This is a genomic window from Rhizobium leucaenae USDA 9039, assembly GCF_000426285.1.
In the GTDB taxonomy this organism is placed as follows: domain Bacteria; phylum Pseudomonadota; class Alphaproteobacteria; order Rhizobiales; family Rhizobiaceae; genus Rhizobium; species Rhizobium leucaenae.
Genome location: NZ_AUFB01000005.1, coordinates 176363 through 192511 on the forward strand (window position 1 = coordinate 176363; position 16149 = coordinate 192511).

The following is a 16149-nucleotide window of genomic DNA, read 5'->3' on the forward strand; positions in this document are numbered from 1 at the left end:
CGCTTAAACTCCGCTTCCCTCTGCGCTCAACATTTTGCAAGGTGTCGAGTCGGAGGAAGAAAAGGGGACCTGAATGTATGAATACGCCATAGCGTGGGAATGGCTGGCCTTTGCTGCCCGCTGGTTCCACGTCATAACCGCCATTGCCTGGATCGGCTCGTCTTTCTATTTCATCGCGCTCGATCTTGGACTGGTGAGCCGCCCGCATCTTCCGCCCGGCGCCTATGGCGAGGAATGGCAGGTTCACGGCGGCGGCTTCTATCATATCCAGAAATATCTGGTGGCTCCGGCCACGATGCCCGAGCATCTGACGTGGTTCAAATATGAGAGCTATTTCACCTGGCTTTCCGGCTTCCTGATGCTCTGTATCGTCTATTATGGCGGCGCCAATCTCTTCCTCATCGACCGGCATGTGCTCGATGTCAGCGTTCCCGTCGCCATTCTGATTTCGCTGGCCTCCCTCGCCGGCGGCTGGATCGTCTACGATCTGCTCTGCAAATCGCCGCTCGGCAACAATACCTGGGGCCTGATGGCGGTGCTCTACGCCGTCCTCGTCTTCATGGCCTGGGGTTATACGCATCTCTTCACCGGCCGCGCCGCCTTCCTGCATCTCGGCGCCTTCACGGCGACGATCATGTCAGCCAATGTCTTCATGATCATCATCCCCAACCAGAAGATCGTCGTCGCCGACCTCATCGCCGGCCGCACGCCGGACCCGAAATACGGCCGCATCGCCAAGCAGCGCTCGCTGCACAACAACTATCTCACGCTGCCCGTCATCTTCTTCATGCTGTCGAACCACTACCCGCTGGCTTTCGGCACCGCCTACAATTGGATCATCGCAGCGCTGGTCTTCCTGATGGGCGTCACTATCCGCCACTGGTTCAACACGATCCATGCCCGTAAGGGCCGGCCGACCTGGACCTGGATCGTCACCTTCATCCTCTTCGTCCTCATCATATGGCTTTCGACCGTGCCGAAAATTCTGACCGGCGAGAAGGATGCCAATGCCGTCGCACCCGCTTTCCAGCAATTCGCATCGGATGCGCACTTCCCGGCGGTGAAGCAGATGATCTCCACGCGTTGTTCGATGTGCCATGCCGCCGAGCCGGCTTTTGAAGGCATTGCCCGCGCGCCGAAGGAAGTGATGCTGGAAAACGACGGGGAAATCGCTATGCATGCCCGCGAGATCTATATTCAGGCCGGCCGCAGCCACGCCATGCCTCCCGGCAACGTCACCGATGTGACGCCGGAGGAACGCAAGCTGCTGGTCGCCTGGTTCGAAAGCTCCGTCGGAGAAAAAGACCAATGATTACCCTTTTGCGCGGCCGCCTGCTCTCCTTCAAGCGTGCGCCGAAGAGCCTGAGCGACACGGACAGCTATTCGTATGAAGGCGATGGCGGCCTGCTGATCGAGAATGGCATCATCGCAGCCGTCGGCCCCTACGCGGAAGTCAAGGCGAAAGCACCCGCTGACGTCGCCGAAGTCGACCATCGGCCGCACCTGATGCTGCCGGGTTTCATCGACATGCACCTGCATTTCCCGCAGATGCAGGTCATCGCCTCCTATGCCGCAAACCTGCTGGAATGGCTGAACACCTACACCTTCCCGGAGGAATGTCGTTTCGTCGAAAGCGCGCATGCCGAGCGTATCGCCGCCCATTTCTACGATGAGCTGATCCGTCACGGCACGACGACGGCAGTTGCCTATTGCTCTGTGCACAAGACCTCCGCCGATGCTTATTTTGCCGAGGCCATGCGTCGCAACATGTGCATGGTTGGCGGCAAAGTGATGATGGACCGCAATGCGCCGCAAGGCCTGCTCGATACGCCGCAGATGGGCTACGACGAGACCCGGCAGGTGATCGCCGACTGGCACGGCAAGGGCCGCAATCACGTCGCCATCACCCCGCGCTTCGCCATCACCTCGACGCCCGAGCAGATGGAGGCGACCGCCGCACTCGCGCGCGAATTCCCGGACCTGCATATTCAGACGCATCTTTCCGAGAACGACGACGAGATCAAGTTTACCTGCGAACTCTATCCGGAAGCGATCGATTACACCGATATCTATGCGCGCTACGGTCTTCTCGGCCGCAAGAGCCTGTTCGGTCACGCGATCCACCTCTCCGAGCGCGAAGCCGACGCCATGAGCGAGGCCGGCGCCATCGCCGTCCACTGCCCGACCTCCAATCTCTTCCTGGGCTCCGGCCTCTTCCCGCTGAAAGCGCTTGCTCGCCGCGAAAAACCCGTCCGCATCGGCGTCGCCACCGATATCGGCGGCGGCTCCAGCTATTCGATGCTGCGCACGATGGACGAGGCCTACAAGATCCAGCAGCTTCTCGGCGAGCGCCTGAACCCGCTGGAAAGCTATTACTATATGACCCTTGGCAACGCCGAGGCCCTGTCACTATCAGACAAGATCGGTACTCTCGATCCCGGCACCGACGCCGACCTCGTGATCCTCAACGCCTCGGCAACGCCGGCCATGGCGCTGAAGATGGAAGTGGTGAAGAACCTGACCGAGGAGCTCTTCCTGTTGCAGACCATGGGGGATGATCGGGCGATCGTGGAGACATATGTGGCTGGAAAGCCGATGAAATCGACCCTCCAATAAGGCGATCCGACCTCACTGCAATGTAACCGCCCAGAGGACAAACAGCATGACCGCGCCGCTCACCATTGCCGAACTGAAAAAGCTCGCTCAGCGGCGCGTGCCGAAGATGTTCTTTCAATATGCCGATTCCGGCTCGTGGACGGAGTCGACCTATCAGGCGAACGAGGCGGACTTTAAGAAGATCAAGCTGCGTCAACGCGTCCTCGTCGACATGTCCGACCGTTCGCTGGCAACCACCATGGTCGGCCAGAAGGCTGCCATGCCGGTAGCTCTGGCGCCGACGGGTCTCACCGGCATGCAGCACGCCGATGGCGAGATGCTGGCGGCGCGCGCGGCCGAGGAATTTGGCATTCCTTTCACGCTCTCGACGATGAGCATCTGCTCGATCGAGGACATCGCCTCGGTCACGAAGCAGCCCTTCTGGTTCCAGCTCTACGTCATGAAGGACCGCGATTTCGTTTTGAACCTGATCCAGCGCGCCAAGGCAGCGAAATGCTCGGCGCTGGTGCTGACGGCCGACCTGCAGATCCTCGGCCAGCGCCATAATGACATCCGCAACGGATTGTCGGCGCCGCCAAAATTCACGGCGAAAAATCTCTGGCAAATGGCGACGCGGCCGGGCTGGTGCATGGGCATGCTAAAGACCAAGCGTCGTTCCTTCGGCAATATTATCGGTCATGCCAAGGATATCTCCGACATGACGACGCTGTCGCACTGGACGCATTCGCAGTTCGACACCAAGCTTTCCTGGAGCGATGTCGACTGGATCAAGGAGCGCTGGGGCGGGCCGCTGATCATCAAGGGCATCCTCGACGTCGAGGATGCCAAGGCCGCCGTCGCCACTGGCGCGGACGCAATCATCGTTTCGAACCATGGCGGCCGGCAGCTCGACGGCGCCCCCTCCTCCATCAGCATGCTGCCTTACATCGTCGACGCCGTCGGCGATAAGATCGAGGTGCATGTCGATGGCGGCATCCGCTCCGGCCAAGACGTGCTCAAGGCCGTGGCCCTCGGCGCCAAAGGCACCTTCATCGGCCGCCCTTTCCTCTATGGTCTGGGCGCCATGGGTAAGGAGGGCGTGACCCTCGCGCTCGAGATCATCCGCAAGGAGTTGGATATCTCCATGGCGCTTTGCGGCAAGCGGGATATCAAAACGGTGGATCGGGAGATTATCGCCGAGCTTTAATAATGAAAGCGGCATTGCAGCACAATCAGCATCTGCCGCTCGCCTTCGCCCTCGACCCTGCAGATCAATCGATGCTCTTGCGTGATACGGCGCGACCATTGGTTTTTCAGTTGGTTGCGTAAAGGCTCAGGCTTACCGATCCCTTCGAAGGGATGGCGTAGCGCGTCCCTCAAAAGCTCGTTCACTCTGACGACAACCTTGTGGTCATTTTCCTGCCAATAGAGATAATCTTCCCAAGCATGCGCATGCCAAACGAGCAGCATGGGACGCTTACTTCGGATCCATCAGATCATGAGAAGCGAGATTCTTTCCCTCGTCGGCATCGGCGATCGCCTCCATCAAACGTGCCGTGTTGGCGGGCGTAGACAAGACATGCAGCGTCTCCATCATACCCTCATATTCATCCTTATCGATCAGGATCGCGGACGGTTTATCACGGCGAACGATCTCCACGGCGACGCGATCCTGCGAGACCTCATCAAGCAAGCTTGCAAGCTCATTTCGGGCCGTTGAAAATATCACGGTTCGCATGGTTCTCACTCCTACGATACTTGTACAAGAAGTCGTACAACTCATCTTCGAAGTCAAGAGCGCACTTGCGGCAGCCAACCCGTCGCCAACCCGCAGGCCCATTCCACGCGGCCATTCTGCGCTGCCAGCTTCGCCATTGCCATGTGATCATAAGCCACCTGCCGGAATATAGGCAGCCATACGCCGTCTACCTTTTCCAGAATGGCGTAGGAGGCGAAGGGATGGCCTGCTTCCACCTTGTGATAATGAGGCAGATCGTCGTCATAGGCGGGGCAGCCGACGCTGCCGGGATTGACGATCAGGCGGCCATCGGAAAGCCTGACAAGACGCTGAATATGAGTATGTCCGCAGAGGATCAGCGGAAAATCGATGCCGGCGGCCAGTGCTTCGATTTCCTTGATCGGCTTTTGATAGATATGACCGTCTGGGGAGACGGATTCGAGCCAATAGATGTTATCGGCCGCCGGTGTGGCATGGCAAAGGTAGGCCTCATCCCTATAGACGGCACTGAAGGGCAAAGTCCGCAGCCAATCGAGATGACGGTCGACCAGCTCGGCACGGGCGGCACTATCCGACGCGTGCATCGCCTCCGGCGCCTGTTCGATCAGATACCGATCATGATTGCCACGAACCGTCACCGCATCGAGCGCGAGCAGAATATCAGCCGTCTTTCCAGCCGTCAGCGGCCCGCTAAAGCAGTCACCGAGATTGACGATCTCGGTAACCCCGTGCTTCCGGATATCCGCAACCACCGCCTCCAGCGCCAGATGATTGCCATGCACATCCGCAATCGCTGCAAAACGCAAGTCTCAGCTCCCGCGATAGGTGGAATAGCCGTAGGGCGAGATCAGCAGCGGCACATGGTAATGCGCGGTCGTATCGGCAATGCCGAAACGGATCGGCACGAGATCGAGGAACGCCGGCTCGGGCAGCTTGGCCCCGGTTGCGCGCAGATAGTCGCCGGCGCGGAAGAGCAGCTCATAGGTACCGGCGACAAAACTGTCGCCAATCAGGATCGGCCCGCCGTCGACGCGCCCATCCGAATTGGTCGTGACCGTCTTCAGATGCTTCCGCGTCTCACCCTCGATCTTGAAAAGATCAATCGTCAGGCCCTCGGCGGGCTTGCCGAGGGCAGTATCGAGCACATGGGTGGTCAGTCCGATCATAGCGTCGGCGCTCCGATGATGAAGGGGGTGTCGAAGAAATATTCCTCGAGATTATTTCCCGGCCCGTCGCGATCCACGATGAGGAAATCGCTCGGCTCGCCGAGCGCCATGAGGGGGTAATGCCAGACATTGCGGTGATAGTTCACCCCCTGATCGCCTCGCGCCATGAAAACTTGCGGCCTGCCGGGCTTGCCGCCTTCATCCTGAGCGACGACAACGAGGAATGGCCGGCCGTTCAGCGGCACGAAACACTGGCTGCCGAGGGGATGGCGCTCCATCATGTCGATGGAGAAGGGAAAAGCACGCGGCTGGCCGCGAAAGAGACTGATGATAAGCCGCGCTCCGTCGCCCGCGGCCTCCGCGCTCGAAAGCGCATGAAACCGCTCCGTCGTGCCGCCATTGATGAATCGCATCGTTGCCGGATCGGCCTCGATCACATCGCCGAACGGCGCGAATACGGCTTTCGTCAAAGGGTGGATGTCCAGATGCTGTGTCATTGAATGATCATTCGCCTTCCGCGCGCCAATGGCGAATGGAGTCCAGTTGTTTCAGCAATTCTGGAAGAGATTTCTGCGCAGTATCCCACGCGGCCATCAAATCAATTTCGAAATATCCGTGTGCAATTCGGTTTCTCATCCCTCGTATCGCCCGCCAAGGCAGATCCGGATGTTCAATAACAAATTCCGGGTACTCCTCCATGATGCGAGTGGCCATTTCACCTATCATCATGAGATTCATCCCGACTGCACGCTGCTTCTCAACATTACTGAGAAAGGCGTCCCTATCAATTCTTTGAATAAATTGACCTGTCTCTAACGCAGCTTGCTGCATGCGATCAAGATGAGCGACCAACCGATCGAGACTCATATTGGCTTCGCTTCATCAAGAACGCGCAGGCGCACTTTTTCGGGAAAATCGCCAGGCGTCAAAAGATGAATTTTCGTGCCCACCAAGAGCTCTTCTAATTCTTCCAGCAATCCGCCCAAGTCGAACAAAGTGGTACCCGGTAAGGTATCCACCAAGATGTCGAGATCGCTGTCGAACTTATCCTCGCCACGAGCAACCGAACCAAAAACACGCGGGTTCACTGCCTTGAACCGCCTGGTGGCGTCACGGATCGCTTGCCTGTTTTTCTCCAGTGCCTCCGATGGCCTCATCGCAGCATCGCTCCTTTAATCAGAATATAAGCCATGAGCGACGCAGAAAAAATAGCTCACCTTCTTTCCATAAAGCCGTATAACGCCGCCATTTGAATGCATGACAAAACGCAGATGGGAAAGTTGGCATCGCCGGCGTCGGCCATTCAAGTCTCAGGAAGCATGGATTGCAGGCGCAGCAGCGCGATCTTCTCCACCTGCGTCGTTGCCGTCGCAAATTCCGCGTCCCGGTCATTATCGATCCGTGTCTTGAAGGCGGTAAGAATGTCGTCTTTGCCGAGTCCCTTGACCGCAATGATAAAGGGAAAGCCGAATTTCGCCACGTAAGCCGTGTTGAGCTCGGTGAAACGAGCATGCTCGGCCGGTGTCAGCCGGTCAAGCCCGGCGCCTGCCTGTTCCTTGCGGCTGTTTTCGGTAAGCTCACCGGCAATTGCCAGCCGGCCGGCAAGGTCGGGATGCGCGCGTAAAACGCCAAGCCGCTCGTCGGCGCTGGCGTCGCGGAAGATGGTAGCCAGTGCACTGTGTACTCCGCCCGATGTCAACGGCTCGGCAATTTTGCCGGCGTCATAAGCACGTTCGGCAATGAAAGGAGAGTGCTCGAAGACGCCGCCGAAGCGGGCCACGAAATCGTCGCGTGATATCATTTCAGAGTGCGCCCGCAGGAAGATGATGCTGGTACCAATGATTGGCGATCTCGATGCGCTTGGGTATCCAGACCTTGTCGTGCTTCAGCACATATTCGATGAAGCGCCTAAGCGCCGCGGCACGACCGGGGCGGCCCACCAAGCGGCAATGCAGGCCGACCGACATCATCTTCGGGCTGCCCTGCTTGCCCTCTTCATAGAGCGTATCGAAGGCATCCTTGAGATAGGTGAAGAACTGATCGCCGGAATTGAAGCCTTGCGGCGTGGCAAAGCGCATATCGTTGGTTTCGAGCGTATAGGGGATGATCAGAAACGGCTTACCGTCGATACCATCGACCCAATAAGGCAGATCGTCGGCATAGGAATCCGACGAATAGAGGAAGCCTCCCTCCTCCATCATCAACCGCAGCGTATTGTCCGATGGTTTGCCCTGGTACAGGCCGTAGGGCCGCTCACCGGTCAGCTCGGTATGCAGGCGTACGGCTTCGAGAATGTGCTTGCGCTCCAGATCCTCCGAAAAATCCTTGTATTCCAGCCAGCGGTAGCCGTGGCTCGCAATTTCCCAGCCGGCTTCCTTCATCGCGGCGACCGCTTCGGGATTGCGCGCCATGGCCAGCGTTACGCCGTAGACCGTCGCCTGGACCTTAAGTTCGGTGAACATGCGCCACAGCCGCCAGAAACCGGCGCGCGAACCATATTCATAGATGGATTCCATATTGAGGCTGCGCTGGTTCGGCCATGGTGCCGCACCGACGATTTCCGATAGCAGGTTTTCCGACGCGGGATCGCCGTCGAGAATGCAGCTTTCCCCGCCCTCTTCGTAATTGATCACGAACTGCACCGCGACGCGGGCGTCACCCGGCCATTTCGGATCGGGCGTATTGCGGCCATAGCCGACGAGATTGCGGGGATAGGTATCGGACATCAAAGCACCTTCTCGAATATGCGAAGACGGTAGCATTCACGGCCGGAATGTCGAGAAGGAAAGTGCGGAACGCACTTTGCTTTCGCCTGTAAGCGGTTAAGCGATCTTGCGGGCGCTGACCTTGCCCATCGGATGCAGAGAGTGCACCCGGAATGGTCCGCCCGTGCCCTCTTCCATCATCAGCGCGATGTTCGATACCGGCACCGGCTCGGCAAGCGCCGGCTCGAAGAAATCGCGCAACACCCGCTCCATCCGCGGCAGATCGGCGGGACCGACCGTACCGGTCAACATCATCTGGAAACGGAATTCGTCCATGACATGCGGATGGCCCCACCGGTGCAGGTTGGCAAATTGCGCGGCCGACAGGCTATCGGGATCGCTGCGTTCGATTTCCGCTTCGGTCAGCGGCGCACGGTAGTGGTCGAAGGCCTGGATCAGCGACGCCGCCAGAAAATGCATTTGCTGCGATGGTTCTGATGGCACTAGGCCGAATGCACCGCCAAGACGCGCGACTTCCATCCGCGGAATCTCGAACGGCGTTACGGTACCGGAAAAACGCATGAGATCGCGCAGCAGTGCCGCCTCGGACATATCCTCCGCCAGGCGAAACGGCGCTTTCAACGTGCCGTTGAAGCCGTAGCGGCGCGGCACCGCGGTATGGAAGGCGATTTCATGAATGCCGAGCCCGCGAATGGCGGGCGGATCGACCATCTCGCCGGAATAGACATTGCGGCCGAGCCAATTTGCGGCCACGAGCGTCAGCGGATCGCTCGCAGACGGCGTGAAGCAAATGGCGTAACGCATAAAATCTCCTTCAGAAGGCGAAAAACCGGCCGACCGATCCAACCAGCGGCCGATGCGCAAGGAGATAGGTGATTTGCGTGACAGATTGACGACCTGAACGGTGTTTATATTCACGTTTTATGTGATGCTATCATAATGTGGTTCGAAAGGGCGAAGCTTTCGGGCAGCTTGAAAGAACAGGGAATTTCCATGGCCTCCCGGACCGCCGCTTCGGCCAGGCGATGCGCTAGGCCGAAGCTGACCTTGAAGCCCCCGGTCAGCGCGATCAGCCGCGGGTGGTCGGGATGCGCTCCCACCATGGGATCCCGGTCGATCGCCTTCGGCCGCAGACCGGCCCAGCATTCGACCGCTTCGGCATCCGCCAGCGCCGGCGCCATTGTTCGCGCAGCGGCGAGCAGCTTATCCAACTGATCATCCGTTGATAGCGGATCGTCGAAGCGGTTCTCGCTCGTGCTGCCAACCGCGACCAATCCGCCTTCATGCGGCACGATATAGAGCCCATCGCGGAAAATCACCGGCAGGCCGGGATCGACATCCGCTTTCAAAAGCGCCGCCTGACCCTTGACCGGCTGGCCGAGGGGAGAATGGCGTCCGGGCGTCAGTCCATCCAGCACCGGAAAGGAGTGATGCCCGGCAGAGAGGATGCAACGACTAAAACGAATAGCGCCTTCTGCGGTCGCAGCGATACCTTTGTCCGGATCGATGCTCTGGATGTCCAGACCTTCGGCAAACCGAACATGTTTTGCTTTATCAAGAAAGTGAGCAAGAACCGCCAGGAAAGCGCGCGGCGCGACGCGGGCGGCGAGCGTGTCAAAAACAAATCCGCTTTCGCCAGCGGCCGGATCGATCCAACCTTCGACCGGCGCGGCGTCGAGCACATGCCAATGAAATCGTCGCTCGCCATGATGCCAATGCGCTTCGGCATCCTGCGAATGGCCCAATGCGATCTTGCGCAGATGCGGTTTTGGTAAGGGAATCAGCCGGCCGGATCGGCGGTATCCGGCGGCAAGCCCGGTTGCCGCTTCCAACACTGCAATCTCGTCCTCCAGAGATACGAGCGCGTCGAACTGGAACTGCTTCTTCTCGGACCACTTATCCGGCATATGCGGCATCAGTGCGCCGAGCAGGCCACCGCTTGCCCCCTGCCCCAGCCGACCGGCGTCGACGAGCAGAGCCTCTACGCCCAGACGCTCCGCATGCACCGCCGCCCAAAAGCCCATGATGCCGCCGCCGATGATCAACAGTTCAGCGGATGATTGACCGGCAAGCCCCGGAGGATTATCGGCTCTTCCCATGACAGATCCTGTTTCCGATAAAACGCCGGCGGCGAAGACCAATGCGGCAAGCCAAGCGCTGGAATGGCGCGACGGCGATATGCCCTATTCGACCGCCTTTGGCGACCATTTTTATTGCCAGACCGACGGCCGGCTGGAATGCGGCCATGTCTTTCTCGCCGGCAACGGCCTGCCCGCGCGCTGGAACGAGCAAGGAAACTTCCTGATCGGCGAGCTCGGTTTCGGCACGGGCCTGAATTTCTGCGAGACCTGGCGGCAATGGCGCCAGCACCGCAAACCGGATTCGCAACTTCATTTCATGTCCTTCGAACTCTATCCGATGCGTGCCGAGGAGATCAACCGCGCGCTGTCGCACTGGCCGGAAATCGATGTCGAACGTCAGGCGCTCGTCGCCGCCTGGCCAAAAGAACCACGCGACATCGTTACGCTTGCCCTCGACGCTGAAACGCGCCTGAGTGTCGTCTGTGGCCCGGCGATCGACGGCGTGCGTCAGGCTGCAGCGGGCTTCGACGCCTGGTATCTCGACGGCTTTGCCCCGTCCAGAAACGGCGATATGTGGTCGCCGGAGCTGATGCAGCTCCTCCATGGCAAGACGGTCGCCGGCGGCACCTTCGCCACCTACGCCGCCGCCGGTTTCGTGCGCCGCAACCTGCAGGCGGCAGGCTTCACAGTCGAGCGGCGCAAGGGATTTGCGGGAAAGCGCGAAATGCTCTGCGGCGTCAAATAAGCCTACTTGGTGGAACGCTCGGTCTGTAGCATACCATCGCCGAGCCAGCGGCGGGCTTTGGCTTCCAGGAGTTCGGGGCTGATCGGCTTGGACATATAGTCGTCCATGCCCGCTTCCAAGCACATATCCCGGTCGACATCGAGCGCATGCGCAGTGACACCGACGATCGGCACGTGCCAGCCCTGCCCCGCCTCAGCTTCCAGTTGCCGGATCATCCGCGTCGCCTGATGGCCGTTCATGATCGGCATCGAGACATCCATCATAATCAGCGATGGCCGAAGCTTCCGCCAGGCGTCCACGGCCTCCAGACCGTTCTGGACCACGAGGAAGCGCAGGCCTGTGACCTGCAGAATCTGCGTGAAAACGATCTGGTTGACCTCATTGTCCTCAGCAACGAGGATATCGATAGCGTTGACCGGTTTCGTCGCTACGCCGCGTTCGACGGCATCGATGGCGGCAACGGCTTCGACCTCGATCGACGGTGGAGCAGCAGCGGGCGTATCATCGCCGCTCATCCGCTGCCGGCGTGCCGTGCGCACGACATCGATGATGGTGTTGCGCAGCACATTGGCGCGGGCGGGCTTCATCAGATGTGCCTGACCGTTCAGGGCCGCGAATTCCTTGTCGCTGCTGGCGACGTCCATGGACGTCAAGAAGATCAGCGATACTTTATCGAAGCGAGAATCGGCGCGAATGGCACGCGCGACGTCATCGCCGTTCATGCCCGGCATATGGTAGTCGAGGATCACGGCGTCGACCGGCACGCCCATGTCGAAAGCGGCACGGAGGATGGCGAGCCCCGTCTTGCCGTCCGCGGCCGCGTAACCATCGAAACTCCATTGCGCCAACTGCTCAGTCAGTATCCGGCGGTTGATCTCGTTGTCATCGACGACGAGGATGCCGGCGCCTTTGACGTTGACCGGCACCGGACGCGGTTCGCTGCGCGTGGCCGCAGGCGGCATGGGAAGATGCACCGTAAAGACCGAACCTTTGCCCCATTCGCTCTCGACTTCGAGATAGCCGCCGAAGAGATCAACCAGCCCGGCGGTGATGGCAAGGCCAAGACCTGTGCCCTCGTGACGGCGCGTCGAAGAAGCGTCCACCTGTGAAAACTTCTCGAAAATGGTATCGAGCTTCTCATCTGGAATACCGATGCCGGTATCCTCGATCCGCAGCGTCAACATGATCTCGCCATTGTCGATCGGCCGGCTGTCCACCTCGACCAGCACATGGCCGCGCTCGGTGAATTTGACGGCATTGCCGACGAGATTGGTGACGATCTGGCGGAAGCGGCCGGCGTCTCCGAGCACCATGGCGGGCACATCGGGTGCCATGCGCACCAGCAATTCGATATCCTTTTCCGCCGCCGGCGACGACAGGAGCGTCGCGACATCCTCCACCGCATCCGCCGGATCGAAAGCGGCCTTGCGCAGACGCATCTGCCCGGCATCGATCTTCGAGAAATCCAGGATGTCGTTGATGATCGTCAACAGCGCATTGCCCGACTTGACGATGATGTCGATGAAGGTCTTCTGCCGGGCATCCAGATCGGTTTTGGCCAGCAACTCCGCCATGCCGAGAACACCGTTCATCGGCGTGCGGATTTCATGGCTCATATTGGCGAGGAATTCGGATTTGGCACGGTCGGCGGCTTCGCTGCGCGACAGCAGCAGTTGCAGCTCGGCCTCACGTTCCTTCATCTCGGTGACGTCGGTCAGCACCACGGTCCAGCGGCCGCTTTCGCTCATCGCCGCTTCGAGCTGCATCCAGCGCTCGCCGGCAACCTGGAACACCGCCGAAACCGGCTTGCCCGCCGCCATGCTCCTGCGCCAGGCACGCCGAACCACATGCGGATTCTCGCCGAAATCGCCGCGCGCGGCGCAATGATCGAAGGCGACGAACCAATGCTGGCCTACCGTGAGATGATCTGCCGGAATGCGCAGCATGTCCCTCGCTGCATCGTTCGTCAGCATGATGATGCCGTCTTCTACGATGAGCAATCCCTGCGACATGGCACGCGTAGCGTCCGTCATCAGTTCGCCGAGGCGCTCCAGAGCAAGACGCGCCTCGGTGATCTCGCGCGCTTGTTGGCGCACGGACGAGATGTCAGCATAGGCGACCAGCGTGCGGCCGTTCGAAATGCGGCTTGCATCCATGATGACGGATTTGCCGTCGGCAAAGTTCATCTCAATCTGGAAATGCGGTCCGGCCTTACGGAAGGACTCCAGACGCGCCTGATAGATATCATCGATGCTGCCGGCATCGACATCGTAGCGGCCAAGCTCAAAATGTTTGGCGACAAGGTCTCGATAAGACCGGCCCTCGAAACGTTCGTCCTTCGGGAATTCCCAAATGTCGTAAAAGGCATCGTTGGTATATTCCACGACATAGTTGCCGTCGTGGATCATCACGCCGATCGGCATCGAGCGCAGGATGTTTTGCAAATCCTGATGCAATGCTTCGGCTCGCGCCTGCGCCTCTATCAACTCGGTCTCGCGCAACTTCAACACGGAAATGTCCGTCATGGACCCGACCGCATAGCGCTTGCCGTCCGAGGTTACGACGCGGTTGACGCGCGTCATGATCGGATGGGTCACATGCTTCCGATCGACCACCGTGCCTTCGAATTCGAGTGCCCGCCCTTCAGTGAGCACCTGCTCGTTTTCCGCGAAATAATCGTCGCCGCCGGTTTCGAACATTTCCTGTTCGGTCTTGCCCAGGACTTCGGCGCGGCTGAGCCCTGTGATGGCCGCATAGGCCTCGTTGGAATAGATCAACCGATGGCTGGCATCGCGCACGAAAGCAGCCACCGGCAGGTCCTCGAGAATCGTGCGATAAAGCCCGATCTCGTCGACGTCACCCGGAATGTCGCCGCTTTCCCGACCGGACGGCGAACGCGAGGGCGCAGCCGGCGCATCGAGGAACATGCCAAAGACATAAAGGCAGTCTTCGGACGGCGAAAAGCTTTCGATCTGCACGCGGGAACGCTCACAGCCTGTCGGATCGAAGCACAGCGCCATCTCTTCCGAGCCGAAGACCAGCGCCCGGCGCTCCTTGTCTTCGCGGTCGGCTTCTTCGCCACTGTCGAAGAGATCACGACTGCGGTTGCCGATGAAATCGGAGAGGTCGCGTCTGAAAAACCGCGCATAGGCTTCGTTGACGGCGACGTATCTCAGATCGCTGTTTTTGACATAAGCCGGCTGATCCAGATCGGCGATCCGGCGGCAGGCCATCTCCAGCAGTTCACCGTCCGAATTCAACAGGGCCCCTCTTCTCAACGCTCGCTACAGTTTACTGAACCGATGCTTTATCACAAAGCGCTTTAACAAGCCGTTAACCATATTGCCAAGGCGAAGAACGTCGCGTTCAGACCACTGACTATCCCAGAACGGACGTCCGCTGGTCGCAAACGATGGCAGCATTTGAGGTCGAACTCTGCCAAGAATCATATCAGCACAATGGTGGAGCGAGAGCATGAGCGACGATAGAAACACGGCCTTGCACGAGACTGACACGGCGACCATTCCCGTCGAGCGCCGCCGCCGGGCCGGAGGTCGTGGGGCCGAACGCAGCCGCAAGCCGAGCGGCACGAAATACCTCAACCTTGTCAACAATCTCGCCCGCACCGAACTTCTGTCGCCCGAGGCGCTCGACGACATTCATGAGGCGTCGTTGACCATCCTCGAAGAGATCGGCATGGACATCATTCTGCCGGAAGCGCGCGAACGCATGAAAGCCGCCGGCGCCGACGTCACGCCCGGCACGGAGCGCGTCCGCTTCGAGCGCGGCATGATCACGGAGCTGATCGCCTCCGTCCCCTCGACCTTCACCCTGCACGCCCGCAACCCGCTTCGGAACGTTCAGATCGGCGGCAGGAACCTGGTCTTCGCGCAGGTCGCCTCGGCGCCCTTCGTCGCGGATCGCGAGGGTGGCAGGCGGGCCGGCAACCAGGAGGATTTCCGCAAACTGATCAAGCTTGCCCAATCCTACGACGTCATCCACATGACCGGTGGCTATCCGGTCGAGCCTATCGATATCCACGCTTCGGTGCGCCATCTCGATTGCCTCTCCGATATCGTCAAGCTCACCGACAAGGCGTTTCATTGCTATTCGCTCGGCAAACAGCGCAATCTCGATGCCATCGAGATCGCCCGCATCGGTCGCGGCATCAGCATGGAGCAGATGGAACGCGAGCCATCGCTCTTCACCGTCATCAATTCCTCCTCCCCGCTGCGCCTCGACGGGCCGATGCTGCAGGGCATCATCGAGATGTCGTTGCGTGGCCAGGTCGTGATCGTTACGCCCTTCACGCTGGCGGGCGCGATGGCGCCGGTGACCATCGCCGGCGCGCTGGTGCAGCAGAATGCCGAGGCGCTCTGCGGCATCGCCTTCACGCAGATGGTGCGCAAGGGCGCGCCGGTCATGTATGGCGGCTTCACCTCGAACGTCGACATGAAGACAGGAGCGCCGGCTTTCGGCACTCCGGAATATATGAAGGCCGTGATCGCCGGCGGCCAGCTTGCCCGCCGCTACGGCATCCCCTACCGCACCTCCAACACCAATGCTTCCAACACGCTGGACGCTCAGGCAGCCTATGAATCCGCGCTATCCCTCTGGGCGCTGACCCAGGGTGGCGGCAATTTCGTGCTGCACGCGGCCGGCTGGAGCGAAGGCGGTCTCACCGCCTCTTTCGAGAAATTCATCCTCGATGTCGACATGCTGCAAATGGTCGCCGAGTTCCTGACGCCGCTGGACGTCAGCAGCGAAGCCCTGGCTCTGGACGCCGTGCGCGATGTCGGCCCCGGCGGCCACTATTTCGGAACGGCGCACACGCTTGCCCGCTACGAAACGGCCTTCTATTCGCCGATCCTCTCGGACTGGCGCAATCACGAGACCTGGACCGAAGCCGGCCGGCCGACGACCTATGATCATGCCAACCGCATCTTCAAGGAAACGCTCGCGCATTATGAGCAGCCGCCGCTTGATCCGGCCATCGAAGAAGAGCTCGACGCCTTTGTCTCCAAGCGCAAGAAAGAGGGTGGCGTCCCCACCGATTTCTAGTTGAAAATCAAAGGTTTTCACCCGCTCCATCATGAAC

The 16149-nt window shown here is 59.7% G+C and carries 17 protein-coding genes; 5 read left to right on the plus strand and 12 right to left on the minus strand.

Translation table 11 applies throughout. The annotated features are described in order from the left end of the window. Nucleotides 1-73: 73 nt before the first annotated feature. Genes K290_RS0109885 through K290_RS0109895 form a run of 3 tightly spaced genes read left to right on the plus strand, consistent with a single transcriptional unit; the run spans nucleotide 74 to nucleotide 3802 of the window. Nucleotides 74-1312: a urate hydroxylase PuuD gene (locus K290_RS0109885; protein ID WP_028751772.1), complete on the plus strand. Its 1239-nt coding sequence runs from the start codon at nucleotides 74-76 to the stop codon at nucleotides 1310-1312. Beyond that, on the plus strand, nucleotides 1309-2616 hold the full coding sequence (guaD, locus tag K290_RS0109890; RefSeq protein ID WP_028751773.1) for a guanine deaminase: 1308 nt from the start codon (nucleotides 1309-1311) through the stop codon (nucleotides 2614-2616). Before K290_RS0109885 ends, guaD begins: the two co-directional genes overlap by 4 nt. A 46-nt stretch (nucleotides 2617-2662) precedes the next feature. Continuing rightward, nucleotides 2663-3802 carry an alpha-hydroxy acid oxidase gene (locus K290_RS0109895; RefSeq protein WP_028751774.1) on the plus strand — a complete coding sequence of 380 codons (1140 nt, stop codon included), beginning with the start codon at nucleotides 2663-2665 and terminating at the stop codon, nucleotides 3800-3802. Here the strand turns inward: K290_RS0109895 and K290_RS0109900 are convergent. The 11 genes from K290_RS0109900 to K290_RS0109950 form a co-directional block, all read right to left on the minus strand. Beyond that, nucleotides 3799-4065 carry a Txe/YoeB family addiction module toxin gene (locus K290_RS0109900; protein WP_028751775.1) on the minus strand — a complete coding sequence of 89 codons (267 nt, stop codon included), beginning with the start codon at nucleotides 4063-4065 and terminating at the stop codon, nucleotides 3799-3801. The two genes, K290_RS0109895 and K290_RS0109900, sit on opposite strands and share 4 nt — an antisense overlap. Before the next feature lie 7 nt (nucleotides 4066-4072). Continuing rightward, nucleotides 4073-4333, minus strand: a complete 261-nt coding sequence (locus tag K290_RS0109905) for a type II toxin-antitoxin system Phd/YefM family antitoxin (RefSeq protein ID WP_028751776.1) — start codon at nucleotides 4331-4333, stop codon at nucleotides 4073-4075. A 53-nt stretch (nucleotides 4334-4386) separates the two neighbouring features. Then, the gene (locus K290_RS0109910) at nucleotides 4387-5139 is read right to left on the minus strand and encodes a metallophosphoesterase family protein (protein ID WP_028751777.1); all 753 of its coding nucleotides are present in this window, start codon (nucleotides 5137-5139) and stop codon (nucleotides 4387-4389) included. A gap of 3 nt (nucleotides 5140-5142) precedes the next feature. Continuing rightward, nucleotides 5143-5499: a hydroxyisourate hydrolase gene (gene uraH / locus K290_RS0109915; RefSeq protein WP_028751778.1), complete on the minus strand. Its 357-nt coding sequence runs from the start codon at nucleotides 5497-5499 to the stop codon at nucleotides 5143-5145. Further along, complete coding sequence (locus K290_RS0109920; RefSeq protein ID WP_028751779.1) at nucleotides 5496-5996, minus strand: ureidoglycolate lyase; 501 nt, start codon at nucleotides 5994-5996, stop codon at nucleotides 5496-5498. Before K290_RS0109920 ends, uraH begins: the two co-directional genes overlap by 4 nt. A gap of 7 nt (nucleotides 5997-6003) precedes the next feature. Continuing rightward, nucleotides 6004-6366 carry a HepT-like ribonuclease domain-containing protein gene (locus K290_RS0109925; RefSeq protein ID WP_028751780.1) on the minus strand — a complete coding sequence of 121 codons (363 nt, stop codon included), beginning with the start codon at nucleotides 6364-6366 and terminating at the stop codon, nucleotides 6004-6006. Then, a complete protein-coding gene (locus tag K290_RS0109930; RefSeq protein WP_028751781.1) occupies nucleotides 6363-6656 on the minus strand; it encodes a nucleotidyltransferase family protein in 294 nt (97 codons plus the stop codon). The genes K290_RS0109925 and K290_RS0109930 overlap by 4 nt, the downstream gene beginning before the upstream one ends. Nucleotides 6657-6802: 146 nt before the next feature. After that, nucleotides 6803-7300: a 2-oxo-4-hydroxy-4-carboxy-5-ureidoimidazoline decarboxylase gene (gene uraD / locus K290_RS0109935; protein ID WP_028751782.1), complete on the minus strand. Its 498-nt coding sequence runs from the start codon at nucleotides 7298-7300 to the stop codon at nucleotides 6803-6805. 1 nt (nucleotide 7301) lies between these two features. Next, the gene (puuE, locus tag K290_RS0109940; protein WP_028751783.1) at nucleotides 7302-8228 is read right to left on the minus strand and encodes an allantoinase PuuE; all 927 of its coding nucleotides are present in this window, start codon (nucleotides 8226-8228) and stop codon (nucleotides 7302-7304) included. Between the two features lie 93 nt (nucleotides 8229-8321). After that, on the minus strand, nucleotides 8322-9029 hold the full coding sequence (locus K290_RS0109945; RefSeq protein WP_028751784.1) for a DUF1045 domain-containing protein: 708 nt from the start codon (nucleotides 9027-9029) through the stop codon (nucleotides 8322-8324). A gap of 110 nt (nucleotides 9030-9139) precedes the next feature. Further along, a complete protein-coding gene (locus K290_RS0109950) occupies nucleotides 9140-10324 on the minus strand; it encodes an NAD(P)/FAD-dependent oxidoreductase (RefSeq protein ID WP_028751785.1) in 1185 nt (394 codons plus the stop codon). On the opposite strand from K290_RS0109950, the gene mnmC2 reads away from it, so the two are divergent. Further along, on the plus strand, nucleotides 10323-11051 hold the full coding sequence (mnmC2, locus tag K290_RS0109955; protein WP_028751786.1) for a tRNA (5-methylaminomethyl-2-thiouridine)(34)-methyltransferase MnmC2: 729 nt from the start codon (nucleotides 10323-10325) through the stop codon (nucleotides 11049-11051). The two genes, K290_RS0109950 and mnmC2, sit on opposite strands and share 2 nt — an antisense overlap. A gap of 2 nt (nucleotides 11052-11053) precedes the next feature. On the opposite strand, the gene K290_RS0109960 is transcribed toward mnmC2, so the two are convergent. After that, a complete protein-coding gene (locus K290_RS0109960; protein WP_028751787.1) occupies nucleotides 11054-14311 on the minus strand; it encodes a response regulator in 3258 nt (1085 codons plus the stop codon). A gap of 214 nt (nucleotides 14312-14525) precedes the next feature. Here K290_RS0109960 and K290_RS0109965 point away from each other — a divergent pair, with 214 nt between their 5' ends. Beyond that, the gene (locus K290_RS0109965; RefSeq protein ID WP_028751788.1) at nucleotides 14526-16112 is read left to right on the plus strand and encodes a trimethylamine methyltransferase family protein; all 1587 of its coding nucleotides are present in this window, start codon (nucleotides 14526-14528) and stop codon (nucleotides 16110-16112) included. Nucleotides 16113-16149 lie beyond the last annotated feature (37 nt).

Bases quoted from the DNA above. Each gene is read 5' to 3' on its own strand.
- K290_RS0109885 (WP_028751772.1), top strand. From the start codon at position 74: ATGTATGAATACGCCATAGCGTGGGAATGGCTGGCCTTTGCTGCCCGC.
- guaD (WP_028751773.1), top strand. From the start codon at position 1,309: ATGATTACCCTTTTGCGCGGCCGCCTGCTCTCCTTCAAGCGTGCGCCG.
- K290_RS0109895 (WP_028751774.1), top strand. From the start codon at position 2,663: ATGACCGCGCCGCTCACCATTGCCGAACTGAAAAAGCTCGCTCAGCGG.
- K290_RS0109900 (WP_028751775.1), bottom strand. From the start codon at position 4,065: ATGCTGCTCGTTTGGCATGCGCATGCTTGGGAAGATTATCTCTATTGG.
- K290_RS0109905 (WP_028751776.1), bottom strand. From the start codon at position 4,333: ATGCGAACCGTGATATTTTCAACGGCCCGAAATGAGCTTGCAAGCTTG.
- uraH (WP_028751778.1), bottom strand. From the start codon at position 5,499: ATGATCGGACTGACCACCCATGTGCTCGATACTGCCCTCGGCAAGCCC.
- K290_RS0109920 (WP_028751779.1), bottom strand. From the start codon at position 5,996: ATGACACAGCATCTGGACATCCACCCTTTGACGAAAGCCGTATTCGCG.
- K290_RS0109925 (WP_028751780.1), bottom strand. From the start codon at position 6,366: ATGAGTCTCGATCGGTTGGTCGCTCATCTTGATCGCATGCAGCAAGCT.
- K290_RS0109930 (WP_028751781.1), bottom strand. From the start codon at position 6,656: ATGAGGCCATCGGAGGCACTGGAGAAAAACAGGCAAGCGATCCGTGAC.
- uraD (WP_028751782.1), bottom strand. From the start codon at position 7,300: ATGATATCACGCGACGATTTCGTGGCCCGCTTCGGCGGCGTCTTCGAG.
- K290_RS0109945 (WP_028751784.1), bottom strand. From the start codon at position 9,029: ATGCGTTACGCCATTTGCTTCACGCCGTCTGCGAGCGATCCGCTGACG.
- mnmC2 (WP_028751786.1), top strand. From the start codon at position 10,323: ATGACAGATCCTGTTTCCGATAAAACGCCGGCGGCGAAGACCAATGCG.
- K290_RS0109950 (WP_028751785.1), bottom strand. From the start codon at position 10,324: ATGGGAAGAGCCGATAATCCTCCGGGGCTTGCCGGTCAATCATCCGCT.
- K290_RS0109965 (WP_028751788.1), top strand. From the start codon at position 14,526: ATGAGCGACGATAGAAACACGGCCTTGCACGAGACTGACACGGCGACC.